The sequence below is a fragment of the Streptomyces ossamyceticus genome, from assembly GCF_001418475.1.
Lineage (GTDB): Bacteria > Actinomycetota > Actinomycetes > Streptomycetales > Streptomycetaceae > Streptomyces > Streptomyces ossamyceticus.
Genome location: NZ_LIQX01000089.1, coordinates 1 through 12,559, shown reverse-complemented (window position 1 = coordinate 12,559; position 12,559 = coordinate 1). Strand labels below are relative to the sequence as shown.

Annotated in this window: 11 protein-coding genes and 2 pseudogenes; 4 read left to right on the top strand and 9 right to left on the bottom strand. The window is 70.1% G+C overall.

Annotation, left to right across the window (positions count from 1 at the left end):
* The 5 genes and pseudogenes from AOK15_RS46580 to AOK15_RS08250 all read right to left on the bottom strand — a co-directional run.
* Positions 1-147: pseudogene (locus AOK15_RS46580) on the bottom strand (cytochrome P450); the annotation flags it as partial.
* Positions 148-163: 16 nt separating this feature from the next.
* Complete coding sequence (locus AOK15_RS08265) at positions 164-757, bottom strand: GTP-binding protein (protein WP_055514334.1); 594 nt, start codon at positions 755-757, stop codon at positions 164-166.
* Complete coding sequence (locus AOK15_RS08260) at positions 732-1,109, bottom strand: DUF742 domain-containing protein (RefSeq protein ID WP_055514333.1); 378 nt, start codon at positions 1,107-1,109, stop codon at positions 732-734. Before AOK15_RS08260 ends, AOK15_RS08265 begins: the two co-directional genes overlap by 26 nt.
* The gene (locus AOK15_RS08255; RefSeq protein WP_055514331.1) at positions 1,106-1,507 is read right to left on the bottom strand and encodes a roadblock/LC7 domain-containing protein; all 402 of its coding nucleotides are present in this window, start codon (positions 1,505-1,507) and stop codon (positions 1,106-1,108) included. The genes AOK15_RS08260 and AOK15_RS08255 overlap by 4 nt, the downstream gene beginning before the upstream one ends.
* Positions 1,504-2,712: a sensor histidine kinase gene (locus AOK15_RS08250; RefSeq protein ID WP_055514329.1), complete on the bottom strand. Its 1,209-nt coding sequence runs from the start codon at positions 2,710-2,712 to the stop codon at positions 1,504-1,506. The genes AOK15_RS08255 and AOK15_RS08250 overlap by 4 nt, the downstream gene beginning before the upstream one ends.
* Positions 2,713-3,183: 471 nt before the next feature.
* On the opposite strand from AOK15_RS08250, the pseudogene AOK15_RS08245 reads away from it, so the two are divergent.
* Positions 3,184-3,836 (top strand): annotated as a pseudogene (locus AOK15_RS08245) (maleylpyruvate isomerase N-terminal domain-containing protein); the annotation flags it as partial.
* Between the two features lie 84 nt (positions 3,837-3,920).
* On the opposite strand, the gene AOK15_RS08240 reads toward AOK15_RS08245, so the two are convergent.
* Both AOK15_RS08240 and AOK15_RS08235 read right to left on the bottom strand, forming a co-directional pair.
* On the bottom strand, positions 3,921-4,439 hold the full coding sequence (locus AOK15_RS08240) for a hypothetical protein (protein WP_055514327.1): 519 nt from the start codon (positions 4,437-4,439) through the stop codon (positions 3,921-3,923).
* Positions 4,440-4,630: 191 nt separating this feature from the next.
* Positions 4,631-6,676 (bottom strand): RICIN domain-containing protein, encoded by a 2,046-nt coding sequence (locus AOK15_RS08235; RefSeq protein ID WP_055514325.1) that lies wholly within the window; start codon positions 6,674-6,676, stop codon positions 4,631-4,633.
* A gap of 362 nt (positions 6,677-7,038) precedes the next feature.
* On the opposite strand from AOK15_RS08235, the gene AOK15_RS08230 reads away from it, so the two are divergent.
* A complete protein-coding gene (locus AOK15_RS08230; RefSeq protein ID WP_055514323.1) occupies positions 7,039-8,028 on the top strand; it encodes a LacI family DNA-binding transcriptional regulator in 990 nt (329 codons plus the stop codon).
* Positions 8,029-8,202: 174 nt separating this feature from the next.
* Positions 8,203-8,838, top strand: coding sequence for a DUF2637 domain-containing protein (locus AOK15_RS08225; RefSeq protein WP_055514321.1), 636 nt, complete (start codon positions 8,203-8,205; stop codon positions 8,836-8,838).
* Between the two features lie 92 nt (positions 8,839-8,930).
* On the opposite strand, the gene AOK15_RS08220 is transcribed toward AOK15_RS08225, so the two are convergent.
* Positions 8,931-11,324: an ATP-binding cassette domain-containing protein gene (locus AOK15_RS08220; RefSeq protein WP_055514319.1), complete on the bottom strand. Its 2,394-nt coding sequence runs from the start codon at positions 11,322-11,324 to the stop codon at positions 8,931-8,933.
* A gap of 176 nt (positions 11,325-11,500) precedes the next feature.
* A complete protein-coding gene (locus AOK15_RS08215) occupies positions 11,501-11,911 on the bottom strand; it encodes a VOC family protein (RefSeq protein ID WP_055514317.1) in 411 nt (136 codons plus the stop codon).
* Positions 11,912-12,095: 184 nt separating this feature from the next.
* On the opposite strand from AOK15_RS08215, the gene AOK15_RS08210 reads away from it, so the two are divergent.
* Complete coding sequence (locus tag AOK15_RS08210; protein ID WP_055514315.1) at positions 12,096-12,512, top strand: VOC family protein; 417 nt, start codon at positions 12,096-12,098, stop codon at positions 12,510-12,512.
* Positions 12,513-12,559: the final 47 nt, after the last annotated feature.

The window sequence follows — 12,559 nt, the reverse complement described above, 5'->3', positions numbered from 1 at the left end:
CGGCGCGGTCGGCCCGAAGTGCCGCAGGTACGCGTAGTACGCCTGGGGGTCGGCGGCGTACTCGGGCGTGTACAGCGGGACCGGGAGTCCGCTGCCGTGGGCGGGGCACCCGGGTGGCGGAACGGGGGAGTGGGGTTCGGGGGTCATGTCTTTCGTCTTGCTCCTAACGGGCGCGGTCCATCAAGTAGCGGACGAGCGTGATCAGCGCTTCGGCGGACGATCTCTCGTCGCGCGCGTCGCAGACGACGACCGGGGTGTCGTCGAGCAGATCGAGCGCTTCGCGCAGCGCCCTCTCGTCCCGCAGTGGTGAACCGTCGAAGTGATTGACGGCGATCGCGTAGTCGAGCCCGTACTGCTCGATCAGGTCGATCACCGCGAAGGAGTCCGCCAGCCGCTCGGGGTCGACCAGCACCAGCGCGCCGAGGGCGCCGCGTGCCATGTCCTCCCACATCTGCACGAAGCGCTGCTGTCCGGGCGTACCGAACAGGTACAGCACGACGCGTTCGCTGACGGTCAGCCGGCCGAAGTCCATGGCGACCGTGGTGGTGGTCTTGCCCTGGACCCCTTTGAGGTCGTCGATGGCCTCACCCGCGCGGGTCATCGTCTCCTCGGTGGACAGCGGCGAGATCTCGGAGATCGACCCGATGAACGTGGTCTTGCCCACCGCGAAGTGCCCGACCACCAGGATCTTCACGGCGGTCTGGGTCTCCCCGCCACGGACGTACGCCTGCTCATCCAAACTTGGCCCGGAGACCATTCAGCACCTCCTCGAGAATCTGCAGGTTGGCCACGGGGGCCCGCTGCTCGGGCGGGCGGCTGATGAGGTAGCCGCCCTCGGAGAGCGCGGCGAGCAGGATCTTCACCACGCCCACCGGGAGCTGCATGTGCCCCGCGATCTCGGCGACGGAGAGGTAGCCGCCGACGCACATCCGCAGCACCTCCTGCTCCTCCGGGGAGAGGCGGGCGGGCCGCTGCTGGTGGTCGGCCGCCGCCGTGACCAGCGTGATCAGCGAGAACTGACCCTCGCCGGGCAGATGACGGCCGCCCGTGATGACGTACGGCCGCACTAATTCGGCGGCCTCGTGCTCCTGCTTGTCGGAATCGCTCATGGCCGTACCACGCTGCTCTCGCGAGGCGGAGCAGTCAGAACCTTGCCCAACTGCCCGACAAGCTGCTGCATCCGGAAGGTGATGTCCGCCATGTCGACGTCGGAGGACGCGGACACGGCGAGGTAGGCGCCGGCTCCGGCGGAGATCAGGAAGATCCAGCCGCCGTCGAACTCGACCAGGGTCTGCTGCCAGCGCAGATCGGACCGGTCGACGAAGAACGACAGCGAACGGCTCAGCGACTGCAGACCGCTCATCGCGGCCGCTGCCTTGTCCGCGTCGTCCTTGCTCACGTCCTTGGAGCGGGCCCGCTGGAGCCCGTCGGCGGAGATGAGCACGGCGTGCAGAGCCCCCGGGATCTCCAGGGCGCTGTCCAGCATCCAGGAAAGATCGTTGTTCATGAGACCTCGTGCCCTTCACTGCTCGCGTCACCCGTGCCGCTCGACCGCTCGCCGTCGGGATGTGTGGCGCGACCCTTGTCCGTGCCCTGCTTGAAGGCGGCCATGATCGCCGCCGTGTCCTCGCTGCGCCGCCGCGGGGCGGGCGGGGCCGACGGACCGCTGTTGGAGACGAGCGCCATGGGCCGCTTGCGGCGGCGCCGGGGCAGGCCGTCGTCGGTGGTCGGCTGGGGCAGGGAGGGATCGGGGCCGGTCTCGTGCGCCACGGCGACCGTGTCGACGACCGGCGTCCGCTCCCGGCTCTCCTGGACGACCGCGACGGGCTCCTGCGGCTCCTGCGGGGTCGGCATGTCGGTGAGCAGCTCGTCGGGCAGCAGCACGACGGCCCGCACGCCGCCGTACGGCGACGTGGAGTCCACGGAGACCGTGAAGCCGAACCGCTCGCAGAGCACACCGATCACGGCGAAGCCGAACTGCGGCGGGTTGCCGAGCCCGGACACACCGGAGGCGCGCTCGCTCGTCAGGAGCTTCTCGGCCCTGGCCTTCTCCTCCTCGTTCATACCGACACCGGCGTCGTCGACGACGATGCAGACACCCTTGGGGACGGTACGGACGTTGATCTCCACCACCGTGTCGGGGCTGGAGTAGCTGGTCGCGTTGTCGAGCAGCTCGGCGAGCGCGAGCGCCACCGGCTCCACGGCACGGCTGGTGAGTCCGAAGTCCACCTTGGACAGGATCTGCACACGCTGGAAGTGACGGATCCTGCCCTGGGCGCTGCGGACCACGTCGTAGACCGACGCCACATCGCGGTGGCGGCCGAGCCAGCCCTCGCAGAGCACGGCGATGGACTGGGCGCGGCGACCGAACTGCGCGTTCATGTGGTCGATCTCCAGGAGGTCCTGGAGCATGACGGCGTCGCCGTACTTGCGCTGAAGACCCGAGATGATGCGCTGCTGTTCGGCGGCGAGACCCTGGAGCGTCCTCATCGCGGACTTCAGGGCCGTACGCGTTTCCGCCTCGGCCTCCTGCTGCGCCTCTCGGACGGACTGGGAGTAATGAGTCTCCAACTCACCGTAGTGGTTCTTGAGCCCTGCGATCTCCTGTCGTAATCCGCGGGCTGCCCGTCGCTGGCGAACAACGAGGGCGGCTGCGAGAAGGGTTAGGACAAGAAGAACCCAAAGCACCGGATTCTGTATGTATGGCGTCATGAGACCCTCTTCAGGCGGCTGAAGGCCAGCTACTGAAATCCCGTCAATACGCGCAGACCGGAGGTCGCCCATCCAGGGTCGCCGCCCAGGCTGCCCCCTTGGCGAGAGGTGCCGCTTTTGCACCTATCCGTCCGTTCAGCAAGTGCGGTGATCGTATCACCGCATTGAGTCATGACGAGACGTCAAGATGCGGAATCCTTATGAAACTTGAGCGACAGCCGACAGTTACTGGCCCTGCGCTTTTCGTAGTTGGTAAACCACCGCGCGCGACCATACTGCCGGAACCGCATTTCACCGGCGTCACGGGGTTCCCGTACCCCGTCTCGCGCTGAAATGCCGCGCGTCAACTCGGCGCGGTGCGGGGCGCGGAACGGGGTGTTCGGCCCGCCTCGCGGAGGCACCAGGGCGCTAAGCGGAAGCGAACGGGCGGAGCCGACAAGCCGTCCGGGGTGTCCCGTACCGTGCCCCGGCGTGAACCTCTTCCCACGTTCCTGGACGGTGCTGCGCGCGGCGGTCGCCGGGTTGCCCGACGAGTACTTCGCCCGGCCCTCCGGGTGTGCCGGCCGGCTCGTCCGGGACCTCGTCCGCCATCGGGCCGTCGACGCGCAGGACGTGCTGATCACCTGGTGACGCCGGCCGACGCCGAGCCGACCGCCGACGCGGTGACCCACTCGGGCATGCCGTACGAACCTCCGTCCGGCGACGACCCGTTGGACGCGCTGATCGTCCGTCTCGCCGCCGCGCGCGAGGAGCCGGGTCTGCTCAAGTTCCACCTCGACGACGTGGGCTCCGCGGCGGGCCGCGCCGCCGTACTCGCCGACCCCGGCCTCCGGGCGAGCACCCAGGGCGAGGGGCTCACCGCCGGCGACCACCTCACCGCGTACGTCCTGGAGTGGACCCTGCACCACCTGGACCTGGCGCCCCGCCTGCCGGACGTTCCGGGGCCGCCCGCCGAGGCCCTGACCCACTCCCGCGCGACGCTGGAGCGGATCGCCGGGACGACGTTCCCCGTGTCGTTCTCCGACGAGGACGCGCTGCCCCGTCGGAAAGGGGCGGTGGCGCCCTACGAGGGCGGAGCGGGCCGCGCTCGGGAGCGCGCGGAGCAGCTGCCGTTCGTGATCGGCCGACGGGCCCGCCGGGGCCCTCGCGTCGGCGCGGCCGACGCCCGGCCCCATGGCGTTCCGCCCGGCCTCTCCCGCCCGGTTCCGTCAGACGTAGCTCCAGCGCCAGGCGTTGGACTTGTAGACGCACTTGATCCGGTCGCCGCCCTCGTTGGTGGTGACGGCGCCGTGGTCGCTGTTGCGGCAGAACTGCCCGGCCGCGTAGCAGTTGCCGGAGTTGGAGACGATCGTGCACGTGCCGGTGGTGTCCTCGTCCCCGCCGGAGTCGGAGCCGGAGTCCGTGCCGGAGTCGCCGCCCGTGCCCGCGTCGGCGGCCTTCGCCGTCTTGGTGACGGTGACCGTGGGGCGCGGTTTCGCCTTGGCCTTGACGGTCTCGGTGACGGTCGGCGCGGGCTCGGGTGTCGCCGTGACGGTCGCGGTGACGGTCGTCGCGGGCTTGACCTTGGCCTCGACCGGCTGCTGCCCGTCGTCCCCGGTGGACCCGGCGACCGCGCCGGCCACGAAGAGCGCCGCCCCGCCGATCCACACGAACACGCGCTTTCGCAGGGGACGGGTGTCGGGCCGCCGGGGAGGCGGCGGTATGGGAGTGGTGTACGGATTCGTCATCGTGCCCCCCGAATGTCGCAGGTGGAGCGACCGTAGTGCCCTACGGGATGACATGTGAGGGGATGTGCGGAAGAGGTGTCCATTCTGTGACCGCCGTCCGCGTCGTCCGGTGCGGCGCACCCCACGGCATGGGGAAACCCCAGGTCTGCGACCTGGGGTTTCCTCGTGGTGTCGCGGGGTGGGCCGGTCGGTCAGCCCGGCAGGTCGTTCAGCCACCAGCGCTGGTTGAGGCCCGAGTTGGGCCACCAGACGCCCACGGAGGCGCCATCGGTCGTGGACTGGCCGTTGACGTCGGCGAGTTGGCCGGTCGCCGCGTTGAGCAGGGTCCAGGAGCCGTCACCAGTGCTGGACAGGATCCACTGCGCGGCCGCGTCCCGCGTGCCCTCGTCGGCCTCGACGGTCAGGGAGCCGCCGCGGATCGCCAGACGCTTGTCGGCGGCCTCGTTGGTGATCGCGTACCGCGTGCGGTTGCTCGTCGCCCCGCTGCCGATCCGGTCCACGGCCCACTGCTGGGCCCGCGTACCGGGGTCGACGTTCTTGATGACGAGGCCCTTGCCGTCGCCCGCGACCGCGAGGTTCTTGCCGCTCTGCACACCGGTCAGGGTGTACGTCTCGTCGTCGCGCAGCTCCGCGCGGTCCTTCGCCACCCCGGAGACGCCGTTGACCAGGAAGGACGTCACGGACTGGGCGGGCACGACGACCGTGGCCTTCTTGCCCTTGACCTTGACCGCCTTCTTCTTCACCAGCTTGCCGGCGGCGTCCGTCACCACGGGGGTGACCGTCGCGCCGGAGGCGACCTTGCCGAACCGCGACAGGTCCAGCGTCACCGCGCGGGACTCGGTGGTGCTGTTGACGTGGACGACCGTCGCCTTCTCGCCCTTCTTCGCGACCGCGGCCGTGCTGGAGGTGTCGTTCGTCTTGATCAGACGGTCGCCCGGCTTGATGTAGTGCGTGAAGTTGCGGGCGGTGTCGAACTTGGTGTTCGTGTAGATCGGGCAGGTCTTCAGGGTGTCCGTGGACTTGCAGGCGAAGGAGAGCTGGATGGAGCCCCAGTTGCCGCCCTTCGCGGACTCGCCGCCGGGCTTCATGTTGTCGTAGTCCTCGACCGGCTGCCAGAAGACCCAGGCCTTCGGCTCCAGTTCGCGCAGGTCGTCGACCATGCGCTGGGCGAGGCCCAGACCGGGGCGCATGTCGGTGAAGCTCTGCCCGTCGCCCCAGTCGCCCTCGACCTCGCTCATCCACAGCGGCTTGTCGGCGGCCTTGGCGAGGTCGCGGACGGTGGTGCGCTGGCTGGTGCCGTAGGTGTGGACGTTCATCTGGCCGACGAGGTCACGGACCTCCTGCGGGTAGGAGCTCCAGTTCGTGGCGAACTTACCGGGGTTGGTCTCGTCCATCGCGGATATCTCCGCCTTGGTACGGGACTTGTCCAGGACCGGGCCGAGGGCGCGCAGCACCTTCTGCTGGAGCTCGGGGCCGATGTGGGCGCCCTCCTGGCGGCCGCCGGTGGGCAGGCCGTCCTCACCGAGCTTGGTGCCCCAGTAGTCGGTGTTCGGCTCGTTGAACGGGTCGAGGGTGTCGACCTTGATGCCGTGCGCCTTCTCCAGCCGCTCGGTGGCGCCGACCAGGTACTTGGCGAAGTCCTCGACCGACTCCTCCTTCAGCTGGTCCTTCGAGGAGTCGAAGCCGCCGGAGACATAGCCGCTGACCGTCATGAACCACGGCGGGGAGTTGCTGAACGCCTCCCAGTGCGTGATGTCCTTCTTGATCCGGTCCACCCACCAGCGCTGCGTGGCGTCGGCCTTCTTGTTCCAGTCGGCCGGGTCGTCGGCGTTCCACCAGTCGACGTCCTCGCGGGTGGTGCCCGCCGGGGCCTTCCACCAGCCCTCGACGGCGCCGCCGGCCCGCAAATAGTCCTTGACGTCGGGGGCGTTGCCGCCGCCGATGTTGTAGCGGGCGATGTTGAGGTTGAGCCCGCTCTCCCCGAACAGGAGCTTCGCGAGCTTCTCGCGGATCTGCGGGGGATAGTCGCCGGTGGCGTTGGCGAACCACACCAGGCTGGTGCCCCAGCCCTCGAAGCTGTCGCCCTTGTACGAGGGGTCCGGCCGGACGGTGACCGACGCGGCGGCCGGTTCGGCGTGCGCCAACGGCAGTGAGGTGCCGGCCATGACGGTCCCGGTCGCCAGGGCCGTCACGCCGATGGCCCCGAGGAGCCGTCTCGTGCGGGTGCGGTGTGCCATCTCGAGTAACTCCAACTCTTCCACGTGCCGCGCGTCCCGGCGCGACGCGAGAGATCGGGGCCCGCTGGTGCGGTTCGGTGCTGTTCCGGTGCGGTTCGCGGTGCTCTCGTATGGTTCATGACAAGGCATGTTTACGTAAACATGCCTCGGCGCGATGTCTACACTGTCCGAATCTCGGCGGTCAAGGGAGTCGCTGCGGACCAGCGGTATCGCCGAGCGGCGCGCGGACGGGGAGCCTGGGGGACAAGGTGGACACAGCTGACCGGGAGAACGCGGCGGCGCCGGGCCGCGGGAACGGGACGGGAGCGGGGCCCGCGCCCCGCGCCCGGGGGCGGGGCGCCCGGCCCCGGCAGGGCCCCTCCATGGGGGACGTCGCCCGGCTCGCGGGTGTCTCCGCGCAGACGGTGTCCCGCGTGTCCAACGGGTTCGCCGGCGTCACCGAGGAGACCCGCCGACAGGTGCTGGACGCGATGCGGGAGCTGGACTACCGGCCCAACAGCGCCGCCCGTGCACTGCGCCGCGGCGAGTTCCGCACGCTCGGCGTGATCACCTTCTCGCTGTCCACGCTCGGCAACATCCGCACCCTCGACGCGATCGCCACCTCCGCCGCGCGCGAGGGCTACGCCGTCACCCTGCTCCCGGTCGCCGTGCCCACGCAGGACGAGGTGAACGGCGCCTTCTCCCGGCTGGGGGAGCTCGCCGTGGACGCGGTGATCGTCATCATGGAGACCCATCTGCTCGACGCGGCGACCGTGTCGCTGCCGCCCGGCATCCCGGTCGTGGTGGCCGACTCCGACGCCGGCGACCGGTACACCGTCGTCGACACCGACCAGGCGGGCGGGGCACGGGACGCCGTACGGCATCTGCTGGACCTCGGGCACCCGACCGTGTGGCATCTGGCGGGGCCGGAGGACTCCTTCGCGGCCCAGCGCCGGGCGAACGCCTGGCGCGCCACGCTCGCCGAGGCGGGGCTGGTGCCGCCGCCCCCGGTGCGCGGCGACTGGTCGGCGGAGTCCGGCTACCGGGCGGGGCTCCTGCTCGCCGAACGGCCGGACTGCACGGCGGTGTTCGCGGCGAACGACCAGATGGCACTGGGGCTGCTGCGGGCCCTGCACGAGCGGGGCCGGACGGTGCCGGACGAGGTCAGCGTCGTCGGGTTCGACGACATCCCCGAGTCGGCGTCGTTCCTGCCGCCCCTGACCACCATCCACCAGGACTTCGCCGAGGTGGGACGCCTGTGCGTCGAGGGCGTGCTCGCCGGCATGCGGCGGCCCACCCCCGAGCCCGGCACCACGCTCGTCCCGACCCGGCTCGTGTCCCGCCGCAGCACGGCCCCGCCGCCGGGCCGCTGAGGGAAATTCCCCACACTTTCCGATTTCCCGTGGCCAACAGTTTCATCGACCAAGTATCCAGAATTCAACGACGTAGAATAATCCCAGCAGATTTTTGGTCCCCTGAATGCCGGATTCCTCACTCCGGACGCCACTCGTTGAGCATGCGTGACTTGGCAGGATACGTACGGCGGTATGGACACACAGCACATCTGGCTTCCCGACCCGAGGACTCCGTCCGACGACTGGGCGCACGACGAGGATCCGACCCAGAGGTCGAGGTCGGCGTCCGTCCCGGTGTCGGTACCGGTGTCGATGCCCATGCAGGTAAAGGTGCCGTCCCCGCGCCGACCCGTCAGCAGACGGAGACCACGGCCGGGGGCGCACATCTTTTCCGCCAACCCGAGAAGCATCACCGTCGTTTTTCTGGTTTTCACCATCACGGTGTGCGCGGCGACGATGCTCTCCTGGTCGATCTCCTATTCGTACAACCAGTTGCACGGCATCGCCCTGCTGGTGGTCTCGGAAAGACTGGCCCGATGGTGGCCCCTGACGGTGTACGGGCCGTGGCTGGTCGCGGGGCTCTCCATCCTGCGGGCGTCGGTGCAGCACCGGGCCGCCCGGCGGTCCTGGGCCGTGATGCTGCTGGCGTCCGGCACGGCGGTGGCGCTCTGCATCGGACAGACTCCGGGGTCGGTGCTCGGGATGGTCGTGGTGGGGGTCCCTCCGATCACCGCGCTGGTCTGCTTCCGGGAACTGGTCGGCCAGTTCTCCTCCCGGCACGGGCCACGGCACGCCGCCGACACCGTCGGCGGGCCCAAGCAGCCGTGACGCAGCCGTGAAGCAGCCAGGACGAAGAACCCCAGGTCGTGGACCTGGGGTTTCGTCGTGTTCCGGTGTTCCCGGTGCCGTGACCGGCCGGGTCAGGCGCCCACGTACGCGGCGAGGTGCTCGCCGGTGAGGGTGGAGCGCCCGGCGACCAGATCGGCGGGGGTGCCCTCGAAGACGACGCGGCCCCCATCGTGTCCGGCGCCGGGGCCGAGGTCGATGATCCAGTCGGCGTGGGCCATGACCGCCTGGTGGTGCTCGATGACGATCACGGACTTCCCGGAGTCGACGAGCCGGTCCAGCAGGCCGAGCAGCTGCTCGACGTCGGCGAGGTGCAGACCGGTGGTCGGCTCGTCGAGGACGTAGACGCCGCCCTTGCCGGCCATGTGGACGGCCAGCTTCAGGCGCTGCCGCTCACCGCCGGAGAGCGTGGTGAGCGGCTGGCCGAGGGTGAGGTAGCCGAGACCGACGTCCGCCATCCGGCGCAGGATGCGGTGAGCGGCCGGGGTGTGGGCCTCGCCGCCGCCGAAGAACTCCTCGGCCTCGCTCACCGGCATCGCGAGGACCTCGCTGATGTCGCGACCGCCGAAGCGGTACTCCAGCACCGACGCGTCGAACCGCTTGCCCTCGCAGTCCTCGCACGGGGTGGCGACGCTCTGCATGATCGCGAGGTCGGTGTAGATGACGCCGGCGCCGTTGCAGGTGGGGCAGGCACCCTCGGAGTTGGCGCTGAACAGGGCGGGCTTGACGCCGTTGGCCTTGGCGAACGCCTTGCGGATCGGGTCGAGGAGCCCGGTGTACGTGGCCGGGTTGCTGCGGCGGGAGCCGCGGATCGGGGTCTGGTCGACGGAGACCACGCCCTCGGGGGCCGGGACGGAGCCATGGATCAGCGAACTCTTGCCGGAGCCGGCGACGCCGGTGACGACGCAGAGCACGCCGAGCGGGACGTCGACGTCGACATCCTGGAGGTTGTTCGCCGTCGCTCCGCGGATCTCCAGGTGGCCGGTGGCCTCGCGGACGGTGTCCTTCAGCTTCGCCCGGTCGTCCAGGTGGCGGCCGGTGACGGTGTCACTGCCCCGCAGGCCCTCGACGGTGCCCTCGAAGCAGACGGTGCCGCCCGCCGTGCCGGCGCCGGGGCCGAGGTCGACGACGTGGTCGGCGATGGCGATGGTCTCCGGCTTGTGCTCCACGACGAGCACCGTGTTGCCCTTGTCGCGCAGCCGCAGGAGCAGCTTGTTCATGCGCTCGATGTCGTGGGGGTGCAGGCCGACGGTGGGCTCGTCGAAGACGTAGGTGACGTCGGTGAGCGAGGAGCCGAGGTGGCGGATCATCTTGGTCCGCTGGGCCTCGCCGCCGGAGAGCGTGCCGGAGGCCCGGTCGAGGGAGAGGTAGCCGAGCCCGATCTCCACGAACGAGTCGAGGGTGTGGCGGAGCTTGGCCAGCAGCGGCGCCACCGACGGCTCGTCCAGGGTGCGCACCCACTCGGCGAGGTCGCGGATCTCCATCGCGCACGCGTCGGCGATGTTGAGCTTCCCGATCCGCGAGGACCGGGCCAGTTCGCTGAGGCGGGTGCCGTCGCACTCGGAGCAGCGGGCGAAGGTGACCGCCCGGTCCACGAAGGCCCGGATGTGCGGCTGCATCGACTCGCGGTCCTTCGCCAGGAACGACTTCTGCAGCTTCGGGATCAGCCCCTCGTAGGTGAGGTTGACGCCGTTGATCTTCACCTTGGTCGGCTCGCGGTACAGGAAGTCGTACCGCTCCTTCTTGGTGTACTCGCGGATCGGCTTCTCCTTGTCGAAGAAGCCGGACTCCGTGATGACCCGGACGACCCAGCCGTCCCCGGTGTAGGTGGGGATGGTGAACGGGTCCTCGGAGAGCGACTTGGAGTCGTCGAACAGCTGGGCGAGGTCGATGTCGGAGACCGAGCCCCGGCCCTCGCAGTGCGTGCACATGCCGCCGGTGCGGCTGAAGGTGACCTTCTCGGTCTTGGTCTTGTCCGCGCCCCGGTCGATCGTCATGCCCCCGCTCGCCGAGACGGAGGCGACGTTGAAGGAGTACGCGGCGGGCGGGCCGATGTGCGGGTCGCCGAGCCGGCTGAAGAGGATCCGGAGCATCGCGCTGGCGTCGGTGGCGGTGCCGACGGTGGAGCGGGGGTCGGAGCCCATCCGCTGCTGGTCGACGGTGATGGCCGTCGTCAGGCCGTCGAGCACGTCGACCTCGGGGCGGGCCAGATTGGGCATGAAGCCCTGGAGGAAGGCGCTGTACGTCTCGTTGATCAGCCGCTGCGACTCGGCGGCGATGGTGTCGAAGACCAGTGAGCTCTTGCCCGAGCCGGAGACACCGGTGAACACCGTCAGCCGGCGCTTCGGGATCTCGATGCTGACGTCCTTGAGGTTGTTCTCGCGGGCCCCGTGCACCCGGATCAGATCGTGGGTGTCCGCCGTGTGCGGCTCGGGCGGCTGCGGGTCCGTCCTCTTGACCGTGCTCATCGTGTCTCCATCTGTCGCGCGACGCGGTGCGGATCGGGTGTGTAGTGGGAGGGCGTGGCAGCCGGCCGGTGGGGCGGCCGACGGGGGCGGCGACCGGCCGACGAGCCGGCCGTGGAGGGCAGCCCGCTCGATCCAACCAGGTCACCGGCGGTGCGTCCGGTGGTTTTCCGGACGGCTCAGCGGACCTCGTTGATCCGGATCAGGTTGCCCGAGGGGTCGCGAAAGGCGCAGTCGCGGACGCCGTACGGCTGCTCCGTCGGCTTCTGGACGACCTCGGCGCCGCTCGCCCGCACCCGGTCGAAGGTGTCGTCGAGGTCGGGGGTGGCCAGGGTGAGACGGGCGTAGCTGCCCTTCGCCATCAGCTCGGTGATGGTGCGGCGCTCGTCGTCGGTGAGGGAGGGGTCGCCGGCCGGCGGCTCCAGGACGATCGACGTGTCGGGCCGGCCGACCGGACCGACGGTGATCCACCGCATGCCCTCGTAGCCGACGTCGTTGCGCACCTCGAAGCCGAGGGTGTCCCGGTAGAAGGCCAGCGAGGCCTCCGGGTCGGTGTGCGGGAGGAACGTCCAGTGAATGGTGATGTCCATGGCCGTAACGCTAGGCGCGGCCCCGGCGGGAGCGCTTCTCGAATCCTGACGGGTTGGGCCGTGCGCGGGTCGCCGCCGGGACGACCCGCGGAGGGAGGGGCGGCGCCCCGGCGTCCGGGTGCCGTTGTCGGTGGCCGGGTCTAGTCTCCGGACGACCGACCGTTCACTCCTTCCAGGAGGATCCATGGCCTCGCGACTCAACCCGTATCTCCACTTCGGCGGCGACGCCCGGCAGGCGCTGGAGTTCTACCAGGAGGTGTTCGGCGGCGAGCTGGTGCTCAACACCTACGGCTCGTTCGGGCAGGGCGAGGGCGGCCCTCAGGCCGACATGATCATGCACGGCATGCTGGAGACGCCGAGCAGCTTCACCCTGATGGGCGCGGACTCCCCGACCGGCGCGGACAGCGCCCCCGTCTTCACCTACTCCGTGAGTCTGAGCGGCGACGACGACACCGAGCTGCGCGGCTACTGGGAGAAGCTCTCCGCCGGCGGCCAGGTCAGCGTTCCGCTCGACAAGCAGATGTGGGGCGACGTCTTCGGCATGTGCACGGACCGCTTCGGCGTCCCCTGGATGGTCAACATCAGCGAGCCGCAGGGCTGAGGGGACGGGGCCCCGGGCTCGCCGTGCGGCGCCCGGCGCCGGGCGCC